The organism is Pseudomonas sp. KH_017 (genome assembly GCF_057840285.1).
In genome coordinates this window covers 4,274,221-4,291,201 of the sequence record NZ_CM174509.1, presented here as the reverse complement: position 1 = coordinate 4,291,201, position 16,981 = coordinate 4,274,221, and the positions used below count along the sequence as shown (strand labels likewise).

Annotated in this window: 13 protein-coding genes, 5 tRNA genes and 1 pseudogene; 13 read left to right on the top strand and 6 right to left on the bottom strand. The window is 60.4% G+C overall.

The window, feature by feature from the left end:
* Positions 1–4: 4 nt before the first annotated feature.
* The 4 genes from AC3IT6_RS19550 to glyA are packed head-to-tail and all read left to right on the top strand — an operon-like array spanning position 5 to position 4,629.
* Entirely contained in the window at positions 5–1,252 is a 1,248-nt protein-coding gene (locus tag AC3IT6_RS19550; protein ID WP_489352091.1) for a benzoate/H(+) symporter BenE family transporter, read from the top strand.
* Positions 1,252–2,085 carry a YggS family pyridoxal phosphate-dependent enzyme gene (locus tag AC3IT6_RS19545; RefSeq protein ID WP_489352089.1) on the top strand — a complete coding sequence of 278 codons (834 nt, stop codon included), beginning with the start codon at positions 1,252–1,254 and terminating at the stop codon, positions 2,083–2,085. The genes AC3IT6_RS19550 and AC3IT6_RS19545 overlap by 1 nt, the downstream gene beginning before the upstream one ends.
* A 57-nt stretch (positions 2,086–2,142) precedes the next feature.
* Positions 2,143–3,315, top strand: coding sequence for an aspartate aminotransferase family protein (locus AC3IT6_RS19540; protein WP_489352087.1), 1,173 nt, complete (start codon positions 2,143–2,145; stop codon positions 3,313–3,315).
* A gap of 48 nt (positions 3,316–3,363) precedes the next feature.
* Positions 3,364–4,629 carry a serine hydroxymethyltransferase gene (gene glyA / locus AC3IT6_RS19535; protein ID WP_489352084.1) on the top strand — a complete coding sequence of 422 codons (1,266 nt, stop codon included), beginning with the start codon at positions 3,364–3,366 and terminating at the stop codon, positions 4,627–4,629.
* A gap of 282 nt (positions 4,630–4,911) precedes the next feature.
* On the opposite strand, the pseudogene AC3IT6_RS19530 reads toward glyA, so the two are convergent.
* A pseudogene (locus AC3IT6_RS19530) lies at positions 4,912–5,523 on the bottom strand (tyrosine-type recombinase/integrase); the annotation flags it as partial.
* Between the two features lie 162 nt (positions 5,524–5,685).
* A tRNA-Asn gene (locus tag AC3IT6_RS19525) sits at positions 5,686–5,761 on the bottom strand.
* 227 nt (positions 5,762–5,988) lie between these two features.
* On the opposite strand from AC3IT6_RS19525, the gene AC3IT6_RS19520 reads away from it, so the two are divergent.
* Positions 5,989–6,219 (top strand): hypothetical protein, encoded by a 231-nt coding sequence (locus AC3IT6_RS19520; RefSeq protein WP_007978659.1) that lies wholly within the window; start codon positions 5,989–5,991, stop codon positions 6,217–6,219.
* Here AC3IT6_RS19520 and AC3IT6_RS19515 read toward each other — a convergent pair.
* Together AC3IT6_RS19515 and AC3IT6_RS19510 are read right to left on the bottom strand one after the other, a co-directional pair.
* Complete coding sequence (locus AC3IT6_RS19515) at positions 6,216–6,425, bottom strand: hypothetical protein (RefSeq protein WP_150672795.1); 210 nt, start codon at positions 6,423–6,425, stop codon at positions 6,216–6,218. The two genes, AC3IT6_RS19520 and AC3IT6_RS19515, sit on opposite strands and share 4 nt — an antisense overlap.
* Positions 6,426–6,660: 235 nt before the next feature.
* Positions 6,661–7,857, bottom strand: coding sequence for an amino acid aminotransferase (locus AC3IT6_RS19510; protein ID WP_008050829.1), 1,197 nt, complete (start codon positions 7,855–7,857; stop codon positions 6,661–6,663).
* Positions 7,858–8,192: 335 nt separating this feature from the next.
* Here AC3IT6_RS19510 and uvrB point away from each other — a divergent pair, with 335 nt between their 5' ends.
* Positions 8,193–10,208, top strand: a complete 2,016-nt coding sequence (gene uvrB / locus AC3IT6_RS19505) for an excinuclease ABC subunit UvrB (RefSeq protein ID WP_489352082.1) — start codon at positions 8,193–8,195, stop codon at positions 10,206–10,208.
* Positions 10,209–10,327: 119 nt separating this feature from the next.
* Here the strand turns inward: uvrB and AC3IT6_RS19500 are convergent, their stop codons facing one another.
* On the bottom strand, positions 10,328–11,878 hold the full coding sequence (locus AC3IT6_RS19500; RefSeq protein ID WP_489352080.1) for an MDR family MFS transporter: 1,551 nt from the start codon (positions 11,876–11,878) through the stop codon (positions 10,328–10,330).
* Positions 11,868–12,956, bottom strand: a complete 1,089-nt coding sequence (locus tag AC3IT6_RS19495; protein WP_489352078.1) for an HlyD family secretion protein — start codon at positions 12,954–12,956, stop codon at positions 11,868–11,870. Before AC3IT6_RS19495 ends, AC3IT6_RS19500 begins: the two co-directional genes overlap by 11 nt.
* 230 nt (positions 12,957–13,186) lie before the next feature.
* Here AC3IT6_RS19495 and gltX point away from each other — a divergent pair, with 230 nt between their 5' ends.
* The 7 genes from gltX to AC3IT6_RS19460 all read left to right on the top strand — a co-directional run bounded on the left by gltX (position 13,187) and on the right by AC3IT6_RS19460 (position 16,975).
* Positions 13,187–14,668 (top strand): glutamate--tRNA ligase, encoded by a 1,482-nt coding sequence (gltX, locus tag AC3IT6_RS19490; protein ID WP_007997532.1) that lies wholly within the window; start codon positions 13,187–13,189, stop codon positions 14,666–14,668.
* A 202-nt stretch (positions 14,669–14,870) separates the two neighbouring features.
* Positions 14,871–14,946, top strand: a tRNA-Ala gene (locus AC3IT6_RS19485).
* Between the two features lie 79 nt (positions 14,947–15,025).
* Positions 15,026–15,101, top strand: a tRNA-Glu gene (locus tag AC3IT6_RS19480).
* A 53-nt stretch (positions 15,102–15,154) separates the two neighbouring features.
* Positions 15,155–15,230: transfer RNA gene (locus AC3IT6_RS19475), tRNA-Ala, on the top strand.
* Positions 15,231–15,310: 80 nt separating this feature from the next.
* Positions 15,311–15,386, top strand: a tRNA-Glu gene (locus tag AC3IT6_RS19470).
* Positions 15,387–15,572: 186 nt separating this feature from the next.
* Positions 15,573–16,112, top strand: a complete 540-nt coding sequence (locus AC3IT6_RS19465; protein ID WP_057715584.1) for a TetR/AcrR family transcriptional regulator — start codon at positions 15,573–15,575, stop codon at positions 16,110–16,112.
* 29 nt (positions 16,113–16,141) lie between these two features.
* Entirely contained in the window at positions 16,142–16,975 is an 834-nt protein-coding gene (locus tag AC3IT6_RS19460; protein ID WP_489352076.1) for an alpha/beta fold hydrolase, read from the top strand.
* Positions 16,976–16,981 lie beyond the last annotated feature (6 nt).

The window sequence follows — 16,981 nt, the reverse complement described above, 5'->3', positions numbered from 1 at the left end:
AGCCATGTCTTCTTCAGCATCCAGGTCACCTGTTCGCCTCAGCGATCTCATTCATCCGATTGTCGCCGGTCTGATCTCGGTCATCGTCAACTATGGCGGCACCTTCATTCTGGTCTTCCAGGCAGCCAAGGTAGCTGGGCTGAGCCCTGAGTTGACGGCTTCGTGGGTATGGTCCGTGTCGATTGGCGTGGGCGTTACCGGGCTGTTCCTCAGCTGGGTTTCCCGTGAGCCGATCATCACCGCCTGGTCGACACCCGCGGCGGCATTCCTGGTCGTCGCCTTGGCCACCACGCCCTATGCCGAGGCGGTGGGCGCCTACATGATCTCGGCCGCTGCCTTCGTGCTGCTGGGCTTGTCCGGCTATTTCGAAAAAGTCATCCGACTGATCCCGCCGGGTGTGGCCGCAGGGTTGCTGGCCGGTATCCTGCTGCAGTTCGGCATCGGTGCTTTTGGCGGCATGAGCCTTGACCCGATGCTGGTCGGGTTGCTGATTGTTGCCTACATCGTGCTCAAACGCTTTACCGCACGCTACGCGGTGGTGGGCATTCTGGCACTGGGGCTGGTCTTCCTGCTGATTCAGGAACGTGTCGATTTGTCGGGGCTGGAGCTGCAACTCGCGGCACCAGTGTTCACCCTGCCTGAGTTCTCGCTCAATGCCTTGCTCAGTGTCGCGCTACCGCTGTTTCTGATCACCCTGACCGGTCAGTACATGCCTGGCATGCTGGTGCTGCGCAACGATGGGTTCAGCACCAGTGCCAATCCGATCGTGACCATCACCGGGCTAGGTTCCTTGCTCATGGCGCCCTTTGGTTCCCACGCGTTCAACATCGCGGCGATTACCGCAGCCATCTGCACCGGCAAAGAAGCCCATGAAGAGCCCTCCAAGCGCTGGATCGCCGGCATTGCTGCGGGCGTCTTCTACATCTTCGTCGGGGTCTTCGGTGTGACCCTCGCTGCGCTGTTCATGGCCTTTCCGGCAGCCTTCATCACTACTCTGGCCGGGCTCGCCCTGCTGGGCACTATCGGCGGCAGCCTGGCCAGCGCCATGGCCGATGCCAAATCCCGCGAAGCCTCGCTGATTACCTTCCTGGCAGCCGCCGCCAACATCACGTTGTTCGGGATCGGCGGGGCGTTCTGGGGGCTGCTGATTGGTCTGGTGGCGTACGCCGTACTCAACGGCCGTTTGCCGCGTCGCGAGCCGGTCGTCAATCCTGCTGCCGAGCCTGTCACCCGTAAAGGAGCCGCCAACTGATGCAAGCTCGTATTGAAGAGGTCGCCGCAGTCGACACCCTGACCCTGCACGAGTACCACGGCCGCTACCCGCAGGCCAACAGCGTTGAGGACTTTCGCCGCAATCTGGCTGCAGTGCAGCAGCGCATCGCCAGCGCCTGCCAGCGTGTCGGTCGTGACTCGGCGAGCGTGCGTCTGCTGCCGGTGAGCAAAACCTTTGACGAAGCACACCTGCGCCTGGCCTACGCCGCGGGTTGCCGGCTACTGGGCGAGAACAAGGTGCAAGAAGCGCAGCGTAAATGGAAAGCCATGGATGACCTGACCGACCTGCAATGGTCGGTCATCGGCCACCTGCAGACCAATAAAGTCAAGCAGGTGGCTCGTTTTGCCTGCGAGTTCCAGGCGCTGGACAGCCTGCGTGTGGCGGAGGCACTGGACCGTCGCCTGCAAATCGAAGGTCGGCAGCTGGATGTGTTCGTCCAGGTCAATACCTCCGGTGAGGTCAGCAAGTACGGCCTGACGCCCGAAGAGGTCGCCGACTTTTTGCGTGCGCTACCTGCGTTCTCTGCGCTACGCGTGCGAGGCCTGATGACGCTGGCACTGTTCTCTGCCGACGTCGCCCGTGTCCGCCCTTGTTTCGTGCTGCTGCGCGAACTGCGCGAGCGCCTGCGCCAAGACGCACCGGCCGGTGTCGGGCTGGAGGAGCTGTCCATGGGCATGTCCGGTGATTTCGAAATCGCCATAGAAGAAGGTGCGACCGTGGTGCGTGTCGGTCAGGCCATCTTCGGTGCGCGCGCCATGCCGGACGCCTATTACTGGCCTGCGGCGGATGCCAGGCCCGGCGGTAATGACTAGCGCGAACCCTCAACCCCCCGACCCCCTTTTGACCCGCGACCTACTGGAAGAAATGCCATGACCTCTTCACCCTCGTACCTCATGCAGACATACGCACGCCAGCCAGTCTCGTTCAGCCGAGGCCTGGGTGCACGCCTGTGGGACACGCAAGGGGTCGAGTACCTGGATGCGATTGCCGGTGTGGCCGTTACCAGCCTCGGTCATGCCAACCCCGAAATTGCCGCTGTTATCGCCGAGCAGGCCGGCCAACTGCTGCACACCACTAACATGTTCCGCATTGAATGGCAGGAGCAACTCGGTGAGCGCTTGTGCGCCTTGTCGGGCATGCGACGCGCGTTCTTCTGCAACTCGGGGGCCGAAGCCAACGAAGCGGCGCTCAAGCTGGCCCGGCTGCACGCCAACGCCAGGCAGGTGGCACAGCCGCAGGTGCTGGTCATGGAGAACAGTTTCCACGGCCGTACTCTGGCAACCTTGGCGGCGACCGGGAACCCTGCCGTGCAGCTCGGCTTCGGGCCATTGATGCCGGGCTTTTTACGGGTGCCTTACAACAACATCGAGGCGGTCCGTCAGGCAGCGGCGCAATCACCCGACATCGTCGCGGTGCTGGTCGAGCCGGTGCAGGGGGAGGGCGGTGTGCATGCGGCATCCGCCGGCTATCTGCAGGCCCTGCGGCAGCTGTGTGACGAACACGACTGGCTGATGATGGTCGATGAGGTGCAAACCGGTATGGGCCGCACCGGTACCTGGTTCGGCTTCCAGCACTCGGGGATAGTGCCTGACGTCATCACGCTGGCCAAGGCGCTAGGCAACGGCTTTCCGATTGGGGCCTGCCTGGCGCGGGGCACGGCGGCCGAGCTGTTTTCCCCGGGCCATCATGCCTCCACATTCGGTGGTAACCCACTGGCCTGTCGCGTGGGTTGCACCGTGGTCGACATCATGCAGCGCGGGCACATCCCGCAGCGGGCCGCCACCTTGGGCCACCGGCTGCTGGCAGCCCTGCATGAGGCGCTGAACAACCACCCCAATGTCGTTTCCATCCGCGGCTTGGGCCTGATGGTCGGGATCGAGCTGGATCGTAACTGCGTCGAGCTGGTTGGTCGGGCGCGGGACGAACAGCACCTGCTCATCACCGTTACCCGCGGCACCACCATCCGACTGCTGCCGCCGCTGATCTGCGATGAAGCGCAGATCGACGACATCGCGGAGCGTGTCACTCGGCTTTTGTCGTAGCAGGCACTGCAACCGGTTCATTTTCCCAATCCACAGGACCCTATCATCATGTACGACTCATCCCTGACCCTTGCAGAATTCGACGCCGAGCTGTGTGAGGCGATTCATGACGAAGAACACCGCCAGGAAGACCACGTCGAGCTGATCGCTTCCGAGAACTATGCCAGCCCATTGGTGATGGCGATTCAGAACTCGGTGTTCACTAACAAGTACGCCGAAGGTTACCCGGGCAAGCGCTACTACAGCGGCTGCGAGTATGTCGATGTGGCCGAGCGCCTGGCCATCGAACGGGTCAAGACGCTGTTCAATTGCGATTACGCCAACGTCCAGCCTCATGCCGGTGCCCAGGCCAACGCCGCAGTGTTCCTGGCACTGATCAGTCCTGGCGACACCGTGATGGGCATGAACCTGGCCCAGGGTGGTCACCTGACCCACGGCAACCCCTCCAATTTCTCCGGCCGCCATTACAGGATCGTTCCCTACGGTCTCGACCCGCAGACAGGGTTGATCAACTACGACGAGATGGAGCGCATCGCCCTGGAAACCCGACCGAAGATGCTGATTGGTGGTTTTTCCGCCTACTCCCGGTACAAGGACTGGGCGCGCATGCGGGCCATCGCCGACAAGGTCGGGGCAATTTTCTGGGTCGACATGGCCCACGTAGCCGGTCTGGTGGCTGCTGGTGAGTATCCGAATCCGTTGCCGCACGCCCATGTGGTAACCAGTACCACCCACAAGACCCTGCGCGGCCCACGGGGCGGTTTGATCCTGTCCAAGGGACAGGACGATACGTTTTACAAGAAGCTCGACTCGGCGGTGTTCCCTGGTATCCAGGGCGGTCCGCTGATGCACCTGATCGCCGCCAAGGCCGTTGCCTTCAAGGAAGCTCTGGCGCCCGGGTTCAAGACCTATCAGAAGCAGATCGTGATCAACGCTCGGGCCATGGCCGCCGTGCTGCAGCAGCGTGGTTACAAGATTGTCTCCGGGGGGACTGACAACCATATGATGCTGATCGACCTGTCCGACAAGCCTTACACCGGCAAGGACGCCGATGCAGCCCTGAGTAATGCCTACATCACAGCCAACAAAAACTCGGTGCCAAACGATCCACGTTCGCCGTTCGTGACCTCAGGACTGCGCATCGGCACCCCGGCCGTGACCACCCGCGGGTTCGGAGTGCCGGAGTGCGAGCAACTGGCAGGCTGGCTCTGTGACGTGCTGGACGCACTGGAATCCGGCGGCGGCGAGCAGGTTGCGCATCATGTGCGCGAACAGGTGGTGGCGCTGTGCCGTCGTCATCCTGTATATCGGTAAACCCCATGTCCATTATGGATGCCGGCCGTCGCCTCGTATTTTTGAGCAGAAAAGGGGACTCCCATTCGCCGGTCCCAAGTCGAGGCTAAAAGCCTGCTCGCCCTGCAGTTCTGACTGCAGGGTTGCTCCTCAAATTCAAGCTGCCTGGTTGAACCCGTCGAATCCGTTTCCTCATCATTGACTACGACCGAGTCGTACCTGAGCGAGATCCTGAGTCAGGTGAAGGCAGTGATGCGATGATCGGGGCATACCTGACTGTCAGTCAGGTGCAGTCCATTCCGTGGGCTGCGGCACCATCATCGGCAGGTCGTAAGCAGGGTTTACGGTAATAAGCCGGAGGCGCTTTGCCTCGCGCATGATGCTCTGCAGGTAGTTTTGTACCCTTAAAGCAATGTCTATCGTTCCGCGCTTCTTAATCGCGCCCAGGGGCCGCATAAGGTCGTGGGTATCTAGGTCGACAATTGCGCGGGCGCCGATCAGCGGGAAGAGGTGAGTTCTGAGGCGACTCATCACTGTCTTGGAATAGTCCGGTGCCCACTTGGCTGACATTTCCGTGTGCCAGCCGAGAGCAACACTTTCAAAGGTGCGGCCTTTGATCAGAGTGTCCGTCTTGGCTTGATTCTTGGCTCCTATAGGGTCGATGCCATCCGCCAGCATTCGCTTGACCTCCAGGCGCTTGCGGCGCGCAGCCGCGAGGCCAACGATGGGGTAGTTGCCGAATGAGGTCAGTCCTTCCCGGCCATCAGGTTTGACGTATCTGAGACGCCAGCCTTTGCGGCCATTGGGTTGGACTGGAAGGTAAAGGCCGTCGCCGTCGAAAAGCTTGTAGGCGCGGTCTGTGGGCCTGGCCGAACGGCAAGCGGCGTCGGAGAGTGGAGCAGTAGTGCGCGACATAAGGGTACTCCCTTTTATCGAACTGACCTTTATCCCAAACTCTACCCTTAAAACGGCTGGTACCCACCGGGGTCCGATGGAACGCCAAAACGAAAAAACCCGCCAGAAGGCGGGTTGTTCGGGGGTTTCAGAGATTTTGAAAGCCTTCTCTGGAACCTTGTCTGGCTCCACGACCTGGACTCGAACCAGGGACCCAGTGATTAACAGTCACTTGCTCTACCAACTGAGCTATCGCGGAATGGCGCGTATCTTACTGATTCAAAAAGAGAAGTCAAGCATCGAATAACAATTGGAGCGAATCATCGGGACGGGCGGTGGTTTAGCGGCGATTGGCGGTTACCAGGATCGCTTCAGAGGTCTACCATGGCCGCCCGGAAGTGGTGACACGCGCTGCCGGCCATTCGCCGAAAAGGTACGCGCCATGAATCATTTGACCCTCACACCCCGACACCACGGGGTGCGCCCATGAGCATCTCTCAGATCAGCCTGCCCAAGGGTGTCGGCCCCCACGCCGAAAAGTTGTTCGACGCCATCACTCAGGCCGGCACCGCTGAAGCATTGAACCGCGCGGGTGGCAAGGCCGAAGGGTTTGTCCTGGGCCTGGAAAGCACTAAAGCGATCAAGAGCCAGGTCGCGGAATCGCTGTATGTCGCCTACGACGACGCTGCCAGCCAGCGTGCGACCGAACTGGCTTAACCGCCGAAGGTAATCGTGGCAAGCATCAGTTTGGCGTAGAGCGCCGTGGCCCCCAATTGCACCAGCCACAGGGCCAGGCCGCCGAGGAATACACCAGCAGCGACTTGCATTACCAGGTTGTTGCCGCGTTTTGTCGGGGCGCGGGGGGTGAAGTGATCCAGGTCATCCAGGTCATCGCGGTCAGCGCGTAGGTCATCGTTTTTCATGTGGGTTCTCATCGGAATAACAGAGTGTACGCATAACCTGTGGGAGCGGGCTTGCTCGCGAAAGCGGCGGCACATTTGGCATCAATGTCACAGACAGATTGTCTTCGCGAGCAAGCCCGCTCCCACATTTTGAATTGTGTGGAGTTTAGAGGGCTGCGTCGTTGCGTTGAGAATTATCTGAAGTAAATAAAAAACGGGAAGCCACATGGCTTCCCGTTTTCAAATCAAGGCGTAATCAGATGACTTGAACGATAGCGTCCGTCACAACCTTGATGTTGCTCTGGTTCAGCGCGGCCACGCAGATGCGGCCGGTGTCCAGGGCGTAGATGCCGAACTCGTTGCGCAGACGGTGAACTTGCTCAACCGTCAGGCCGGAGTAGGAGAACATGCCGCACTGACGACCGACGAAGCTGAAGTCGCGCTGAGGCGCTTTTTGTGCCAGCAGGTCGACCATCTGGGTACGCATGCCACGAATGCGCAGGCGCATTTCGGCCAGTTCGGCTTCCCACTGGGCGCGCAGTTCCGGGCTGTTCAGCACCGCAGCGACAACGCTGGCACCGTGGGTCGGCGGGTTGGAGTAGTTGGTGCGGATCACGCGTTTGACTTGCGACAACACGCGCGCGCTTTCTTCTTTCGATTCGCTGACGATCGACAGGGCGCCAACGCGCTCGCCGTACAGCGAGAACGACTTGGAGAACGAGCTGGAAGCGAAGAAAGTCAGGCCCGATTCAGCAAACAGGCGTACGGCAGCGGCGTCTTCGTCGATGCCATCACCAAAGCCCTGGTAGGCCATGTCGAGGAACGGCACGTGGCCTTTGGCTTTAACGACTTCCAGGACGTTTTTCCAGTCCGCCGGGCTCAGGTCCACGCCGGTCGGGTTGTGGCAGCAGGCGTGCAGAACAATGATCGAGCCGTTTGGCAGCGCGTTCAGGTCTTCCAGCATGCCGGTGCGGTTCACGTCGTGGGTCGCGGCGTCGTAGTAACGGTAGTTCTGTACCGGGAAACCGGCGGTTTCGAACAGGGCGCGGTGGTTTTCCCAGCTCGGGTCGCTGATCGCCACGACGGCGTTCGGCAGCAGTTGCTTGAGGAAGTCGGCACCGATTTTCAGTGCGCCGGTACCGCCGACGGCCTGGGTGGTGATGACGCGGCCGGCAGCGATCAGCGGCGAATCATTGCCGAACAGCAATTTCTGCACAGCCTGGTCGTAGGCGGCGATACCGTCGATTGGCAGGTAGCCACGGGAAACGTGTTGAGCGGCGCGAATGGTTTCGGCTTCGACAACGGCGCGCAGGAGTGGAATTCGCCCCTCCTCGTTGCAGTAAACACCGACTCCCAGGTTGACTTTGTTGGTCCGGGTATCGGCGTTGAATGCTTCGTTGAGGCCCAGGATTGGATCGCGTGGTGCCATTTCGACAGCGGAGAACAGGCTCATTATTGCGGCGGCTCTGAATGGAGTGTGGAGGGACGTGTCGCGCTCCAGCCGAATGCACTAGAGCGGTGCACAAACGGGGAGCTAGTATAGAGGCCATCGGCGATGGCTGGCGACAGGCGAATCAGCATTTCGGGTAAGTTTTTCCGATTATTTATCGACCGTTAGTCGAATGGCGTCGGCAAAGGTTTTGCGCGATGTAGGACGTTTGCCTTGAAAGCGCTGGCAATCGGCTCCACATTGAGCACAATCCAGTTTTTTCCTCGGGCGACATCGGTCGTTTGCGGTCTTTCTCGTTCGTGCCGATTTTACCGGCAAGAGTGATCCAGAGGTATTTCATGTCTGAATTCCAGCTAGTCACCCGCTTCGAGCCCGCCGGCGATCAGCCGGAAGCCATCCGCCTGATGGTCGAGGGCATCGAAGCCGGGCTGGCGCACCAGACGCTGCTCGGTGTGACCGGCTCGGGCAAGACCTTCAGCATCGCCAACGTGATCGCCCAGGTGCAGCGCCCGACCCTGGTGCTGGCGCCGAACAAGACCCTGGCGGCGCAGTTGTACGGTGAGTTCAAGGCGTTTTTCCCGAACAACGCGGTGGAATATTTCGTTTCCTACTACGACTACTACCAGCCGGAAGCCTACGTGCCATCCTCGGACACCTTCATTGAGAAGGATGCGTCGATCAACGACCACATCGAGCAGATGCGTCTGTCGGCGACCAAGGCGTTGCTGGAACGCAAGGACGCGATCATCGTCACTACGGTGTCCTGCATCTACGGTCTGGGCAGCCCGGAAACCTATTTGAAGATGGTGTTGCACGTAGATCGCGGCGACCGGCTCGATCAGCGTGAATTGCTGCGACGCCTGGCGGACCTGCAATACACCCGCAACGACATGGATTTTGCCCGTGCGACCTTCCGCGTGCGTGGCGATGTGATCGATATCCATCCGGCGGAATCCGATTTCGAGGCGATCCGCATCGAGCTGTTCGACGATGAAGTGGAAAGCCTGTCGGCGTTCGATCCTCTGACCGGCGAAGTCATTCGCAAGCTGCCGCGCTTCACCTTCTACCCGAAGAGCCACTACGTGACGCCACGGGAAACCCTGATGGGCGCGGTCGAAGGCATCAAGGTCGAGTTGCAGGAGCGCCTGGAATACCTGCGCTCCAACAACAAACTGGTGGAGGCCCAGCGCCTGGAGCAGCGCACCCGTTTCGATCTGGAGATGATCCTCGAGCTGGGTTACTGCAACGGCATCGAAAACTACTCGCGTTATCTGTCCGGCCGCGAAGCCGGCGCGGCGCCACCAACCCTTTACGATTACCTGCCGGCCGATGCCTTGCTGGTGATCGACGAATCCCATGTCAGCGTTCCGCAGGTTGGCGCGATGTACAAAGGTGACCGCTCGCGCAAGGAAACCCTGGTCGAATACGGTTTCCGCCTGCCTTCGGCCCTGGACAACCGGCCAATGCGTTTCGATGAGTGGGAAAGCATCAGCCCGCAGACGATTTTCGTCTCGGCGACCCCGGGCAACTACGAAGCCGAACACGCCGGGCGCGTCATTGACATGGTGGTGCGCCCGACCGGGCTGGTGGACCCACAAATCGAGATTCGCCCGGCACTGACCCAGGTCGACGACTTGCTTTCGGAAATCAGCAAGCGCGTCGCTCTGGAAGAGCGGGTGCTCGTCACCACGCTGACCAAGCGCATGGCCGAGGATTTGACCGATTACCTGGCCGACCACGGCGTGCGCGTGCGTTACCTGCACTCGGACATCGACACCGTGGAGCGGGTCGAGATCATCCGCGATCTGCGCCTTGGCACCTTCGATGTGCTGGTGGGCATCAACCTGTTGCGTGAAGGCCTGGACATGCCGGAAGTGTCGCTGGTGGCGATCCTCGATGCCGACAAGGAAGGTTTCCTGCGTTCCGAGCGCTCGCTGATCCAGACCATCGGCCGGGCGGCGCGAAACCTCAATGGCCGGGCGATTCTGTATGCCGACCGGATTACCGGTTCCATGGAGCGTGCGATCGGCGAAACCGAGCGCCGTCGCGACAAGCAGATTGCCTTCAACCTGGCCAACGGCATCACGCCCAAAGGCGTGTTCAAGGATGTCGCCGACATCATGGAAGGCGCCATCGTGCCTGGTTCGCGCAGCAAGAAGCGCAAGGGCATGGCCAAGGCCGCCGAGGAAAACGCCAAATACGAAGCGGAATTGCGTTCGCCGGGCGAGATCGCCAAGCGCATTAAAGCCCTGGAAGAGAAGATGTATCAGCTCGCTCGCGACCTGGAGTTCGAAGCCGCGGCGCAGATGCGCGACGAAATTGTCAAGTTGCGCGAGCGGTTGCTGACGGTCTGAGAGTTGCGGTGAATGTGCGGGTCTCTTCGCGAGCAAGCCCGCTCCCACAAGGTTCAGTGTGATCCCTGTGGGAGCGAGCTTGCTCGCGAAGGGGCCAGTCTTGGCGCCACAATACTTGACTAGTGCGCCTCACCCGCCTTCAACCCCTCCGGTAACTTCTTGGTCAACAACACCGCCAGCATGCTGATCCCCAACGCAATCCCGACAAAATGAAACGCATCGTTGTAGGCCATGATCGACGCCTGTTGGTGGGCGATCTCGCTGAGTTTGCCCAGTGCTGCCGTTTCGTTGCCCAGCCGATCAGCCAGCGAGGCGATCCGTTCTGCCACCTGCGGATTGCTCGGCACGATGGATTCACGCAGGTAGTCAAAGTAAACCTTGGTCCGCGCATCCAGCAGCGTGGCGAGCAGGGCGATGCCGATGGCCCCGCCGAGGTTGCGCAGGATGTTGAACAGGCTCGAGGCCGATCCCGCATCCTGGGGCAGGATGTAGGCGGTGGCGATCAGCGAGATGGTGACCATGATCAGCGGTTGGCCCAGGGCGCGGATGATCTGGATCTGATTGAACTGCGGCCCGGCGAAGTCCGGGTTCAGCACGCCCGAAGAGAAACTCGCCAGCCCGAACAGCCCGAAGCCCAGCGTGCACAGCCATTTCGGCGAGACATACTTCATCAACTTGGGCACCAGCGGGATCAGAAACAGCTGCGGCACGCCCATCCACATGATCACTTCACCGATCTGCAGGGCGTTGTAGTTCTGGATCTGTGCCAGATATAGCGGCAATAAATAGATCGAGCCGTACAATCCGACCCCCATCCCGACGCTGGAAATACTGGATAACCCGAAGTTGCGGTTGCCGAGGATGCCGAGGTTGATCAGCGGATTGGGTTTGGAAAACTGCACGATCACAAAGCTGATCAGGCTGACCACCGCGATGCTGCCCAGGGTCACGATCAGGCTCGACTCCAGCCAGTCCTTGCGATGGCCTTCCTCCAGGAACACCTGCAAGCAACCGAGCCCGACGCCGAGGGTGAGAATGCCGGCGTAGTCGGTGCTTTTCAGCAATTCCCAGTGCGCTTCTTTTTTCTCCAAGCCGTACATCAGGCCGGCGATCATGATCAGGCCGGGCGGGATGTTGATGTAGAAGATGTATTCCCAGCCCCAGTTTTCCGTCAGCCAGCCGCCGAGGGTCGGGCCGATGGAAGGGGCGAAGGTGGCGGTCATGGCGAACATGGCCATGCCTTTGGCGCGGTGGTGTTCCGGGAGCTTGATCAGGGTCAGGGTGAACGCCAGCGGAATCAGCGCGCCACCGGTAAACCCTTGCAGGGCGCGGAACACGATCATGCTTTCCAGGCTCCACGCCATGGAGCAGAGCAGGGAGGCTGCGAGAAACCCGAGTGACACCCAAACCGCCAGGCGCCGGGCCGACAGCAACTGCACGAGCCAGGCGGTCAGCGGGATCATGATGATTTCCGCCACCAGGTACGACGTGGAAATCCACGAACCTTCTTCCAGGGTCGCCGACAGTGCACCCTGGATGTCCTTGAGCGAGGAGTTGGTGATCTGGATGTCCAGCACCGCCATGAACGCACCGAGCATCACGCTCATCACCGCAATCCAGTCCCGCCGGGTCGGTTCGCCGACCGGGCGGATCAGTTGATCACCGGCCATCGTCAGGGGCGTCTTTGTGGCTCACTTTGGGGGTGACATCTTCAGGGGCGTCCTTGATGTTCACCTTGGCGGTGACCGACATGCCCGGGCGGATCTTGCCGCGCAGCGGATTGTCCGCGGCGAAGGTCAGTTTTACCGGAATCCGTTGCACGACTTTGGTGAAGTTGCCCGTGGCATTGTCCGGCGGCAACAGGCTGAACTGCGCACCCGAGGCGGCGAACAGGCTGTCGACCCGGGCTTTGATCGGGGTGTCGCTGTAGGCGTCGAAGGTCAGCTCGGCTTCCTGGCCGGGCTGCATGTGGCCAATCTGGGTTTCCTTGAAATTGGCCTGAATCCAGATGTCTTCGTCCGGCACGATCGACAACAGGTAAGCGCCGGCCTGCACGTATTGGCCTTCGCGGGCTGCACGCTGGCCGATCAGACCGCTGATGGGCGCGTGGATTTCGCTGCGGGTCAGGTTCAGTTCGGCCTGGGCCAGATCGGTTTTGGCATTGGCGATCTGCGCATCCAGGCGTTTGATCTCGGCGGTGAGTGCGTTGACCTGCTGGCGCTGGCTTTGCGCGTCGGCCTGGGCCTTGACCACTTGCGAGCGGGCGATGTGGTTGTCGGCGGAAAGGGTGGTTACCCGTTCTTCCGAGATATAGCCGGGTTTGCGCAAGGTTTCGGCGCGGGTCAGGTCGATCTGCGAACGGCCCAGGCTGGCCTGGCTGGACGCGACTTGCGCTTCGCTGGCGGCAATCAGGCTGGCCTGCTGGGTCAGTTTGCTCTGGGCTTGCAGGCGCTCGGCCTCGCGGGTGGCGAGGGTCGCGTTGGCGCGGTCGACAGCGAGGCGGAAGTCGTCGCCTTCGAGTTTGACCAGCAACTGGCCTTTCTCGACATGCTGGTTGTCCTGCGCCAGTACCTGATCGATACGCGCCCCCAATTGGCTCGACACGCGGGTGATCTCGCCCTGGACATAGGCGTTGTCGGTGCTTTCATAAAAGCGCCCCTTCAAGAGCCAATGGGCAAACAGGCCCCCGGCAATCAACAGGACAATCAGCAGGAACGTGAAGAGGCGACGCTTGAGTTGGGCAGGCATGAGGCAAACTGTAGTCGAGAAATTGTAAGAGAAATTATCAGCAGGCAAATCTGGCATACAGCCGATAAACGGTAAATGCCATCGGCTGATATTTGGCCATTCACCTCGTCATACGGGCGTTACAGACGCAACCTTGGCTTAAATGCCCTGTTCACTGGAGCCGGGCGGGTGTCGCCTGTTACCATTCGCGCCTTGTTTGAACTTCGCTTTTATTCTTTTCGAGACATGCCATGACCACCGTCCGCACTCGCATCGCGCCATCGCCTACCGGGGATCCCCACGTAGGTACCGCCTATATCGCCTTGTTCAACTACTGCTTTGCCAAGCAGCACGGCGGTGAGTTCATCCTGCGGATCGAAGATACCGACCAACTGCGTTCGACCCGCGAGTCCGAACAGCAGATTTTCGACGCCTTGCGCTGGCTCGGGATCGACTGGAGTGAAGGCCCGGACGTCGGTGGTCCGCACGGTCCGTACCGTCAGAGCGAGCGCGGCGATATTTATCAGAAGTATTGCCAGCAGCTTGTGGAGCTCGGTCATGCCTTCCCGTGCTTCTGCACCGCCGAAGAGCTGGACCAGATGCGCGCCGAGCAGATGGCTCGCGGTGAAACCCCGCGTTACGACGGCCGCGCGCTGCTGCTGTCCAAGGAAGAAGTTGCCCGTCGCCTGGCCGCTGGCGAGCCCCACGTTATCCGGATGAAAGTACCGAGCGAAGGCGTCTGCGTGGTACCGGACATGCTGCGTGGCGACGTTGAAATCCCGTGGGACCGCATGGACATGCAAGTCCTGATGAAGACCGACGGCCTGCCAACCTACTTCCTGGCCAACGTGGTCGACGACCACCTGATGGGCATCACCCACGTATTGCGTGGCGAAGAGTGGTTGCCATCGGCACCGAAGCTGATCCTGCTGTACGAATACTTCGGCTGGGAACAACCGGAGCTGTGCTACATGCCGCTGCTGCGTAACCCGGACAAGAGCAAGCTGTCCAAGCGCAAGAACCCGACCTCGGTGACCTTCTACGAGCGCATGGGCTTCATGCCGGAAGCGATGCTCAACTACCTGGGCCGCATGGGCTGGTCGATGCCGGACGAGCGCGAGAAGTTCTCGTTGCAGGAAATGGTCGACAACTTCGACCTCAAGCGCGTGTCCCTCGGCGGGCCGATCTTCGACATCGAGAAGCTGTCGTGGCTCAACGGCCAGTGGCTGCGCGACCTGCCGGTGGAAGAGTTCGCCGCACGGGTGCAGAAGTGGGCGTTCAATTCCGAATACATGATGAAGATCGCGCCGCACGTGCAGGGCCGGGTCGAAACCTTCAGCCAGGTGGCACCGCTGGCCGGGTTCTTCTTTGCCGGTGGCGTGAACCCCGATGCCAAGCTGTTCGAATCCAAGAAGCTGTCGGGCGATCAGGTCCGCCAGTTGATGCAGTTGATCCTGTGGAAGCTCGAAAGCCTGCGTCAGTGGGAGAAGGACAGCATCACCGCGACCATTCAGGCGGTGGTCGAGTCCCTGGAGCTGAAGCTGCGTGATGCCATGCCGCTGATGTTCGCTGCGATCACGGGGCAGGCCAGTTCGGTGTCGGTGCTCGATGCGATGGAAATCCTTGGGCCGGACCTGACCCGTTTCCGTCTGCGCCAGGCGATTGACCTGCTGGGCGGCGTGTCGAAGAAAGAAAACAAGGAGTGGGAAAAGCTGTTGGGCGCTATCGCCTGAGCACGTCTGACTCTGCGGTAGCCGTCGGAGGCCGGGATCTTTTGTTCCTGTCCTCCGGCGTTTCCCCCCGAATTTGTGGGGGGAGGGCGGTAAGTGGTTGTTATGTCGGCAAAAAATTTCAATTTTTTTGAAAAATAAGTTTGACAGACTTTCGATACGCCCTTAAGATTCGCCCCGTCCTCAGCGATGACATCAACGATGAGGGGCTATAGCTCAGCTGGGAGAGCGCTTGCATGGCATGCAAGAGGTCGACGGTTCGATCCCGTCTAGCTCCACCAATTTATACTTCAAGGCCTGGCCACACCGGTCTTGAAGCGATCAACACTCAGCGTTGATCAGTTGTATAGAAGGGTTTGCGTCCCCTTCGTCTAGTGGCCTAGGACACCGCCCTTTCACGGCGGTAACAGGGGTTCGAGTCCCCTAGGGGACGCCAGTTTTACAGAAGCGATGTTGCAAGATGTCGCTCCGCCGCGAGGCGAAAAATCCGGGGCTATAGCTCAGCTGGGAGAGCGCCTGCATGGCATGCAGGAGGTCAGCGGTTCGATCCCGCTTAGCTCCACCAATTTTACAGTTCAAGGTCTGGCCACACCGGCCTTGAATCGATCAGCTCTCAGCACTGATCAGTTGTATAGAAGGGTTTGTGTCCCCTTCGTCTAGTGGCCTAGGACACCGCCCTTTCACGGCGGTAACAGGGGTTCGAGTCCCCTAGGGGACGCCACGATTACCCGCTCTGCGGGATTTTATAAGGGTCATTCAATTATTGAATGGCCCTTTTGTTTGTCTGGCGTTTGGCCAAATTCCTCCATTTCCAAAAAAAACTGTTCTTCAGACCAGCGGTCACACCCATGACTTGCTAAAATTTATTATGAGAATAATATTTCAATCGTAATATTCGGAGGCAACGATGAACGATAAAAAAGCTCAAACCCGCGAACGCATCCTCAAGGCTGCCAGCGCAGCGCTGATTCAGCGCGGCCCGGCCGAGCCAAGTGTTGGCGAAGTGATGGGCGCGGCGGGCCTGACGGTAGGCGGCTTCTACGCCCACTTCGAAAGCAAGGACGCGATGATGCTCGAGGCGTTCAGGCAATTGCTCGGTCACCGCCGTGACCTGATTGCCGACATGGACGCGGAGTTGACGGGTGAAGAGCGCCGCGCGCTGGTGGCAGCGTTTTATCTGTCGCGCAAGCACCGTGATTCCTCCGAATCGGCCTGTCCGATCCCGGCATCGGTCGGCGAACTGGGGCGGCTGCCGGAAGCGTTTCGTGTTGCGCTCAATGAGCATGTGGAATTGATGGTCGCGCAGTTGGCGGCCAGCCCTGAAGAAACCGAAAAAGCCCTGGCCGACATGGCCTTGATGGTGGGTGGGCTGGCTCTGGCGCGGGCGCTGGGGCCAGGAGAGTTGTCCGATCGATTACTGCGCGCCGCCAAATCGGCAGTGCGTTGACCTGAAGGCTGCGGCCTGAGGAGAATGCGATGAGCGCGTTAAAGTGGGTTCGTGGCGTTAATGGCACCTTGGGCTGGTTTGCCCCGAAACTGGTCGCCAGCAAAATGCGACAGGCGTTCATGACGCCACGGGATCTGCCGCTGCGTGACTGGGAGCTGCCACTGTTGGCCAGGTCCGAGCGGATTACCCTGCGCTTCGGCCTCTCGGCCTTGCGCTGGGGCCAAGGCCCGGCAGTCTTGCTGATGCATGGTTGGGAAGGGCGGCCGACGCAGTTTGCCAGCCTCATCACCGCACTGGTCGATGCCGGTTACTCGGTCGTAGCCCTGGATGGTCCGGCCCACGGTCGCTCACCGGGCAGTGAAGCGAATGTGGTGCTGTTCGCCCGCGCCATGCTTGAAGCGGCCGCCGAACTGCCACCCCTGCAAGCGGTCATCGGCCATTCCATGGGCGGCGCCAGTGCGATGCTCGCGGTCCAGTTGGGCTTGCGCACCGAAACCCTGGTCACCATTGCCGCTCCGGCGCGAATTCTCGGCGTGTTGCGTGGTTTTGCCCGCTATGTCGGGCTGCCACCGAAGGCCCGCTCGGCGTTCATTCGCCAGGTCGAGCAAGACGTCGGCATGCGAGCCGCGACGCTGGATGTCGCGCACTATCAACTCGACATGCCTGGCCTGATTGTCCATGCCGAAGACGACAACCTTGTCCCGGTGAAGGAATCCCAGCTGATTCACGAAGCCTGGTTCGACAGCCGCTTGTTGCGTTTGAAGGACGGAGGTCATCAGCGAGTGCTGGCCGACCCGAGGGTGATTGATGGCGTGTTATTACTGCTGACCGGGCGCAGCCTGCAATCACGCCAATCCGCCTGAGCTTCC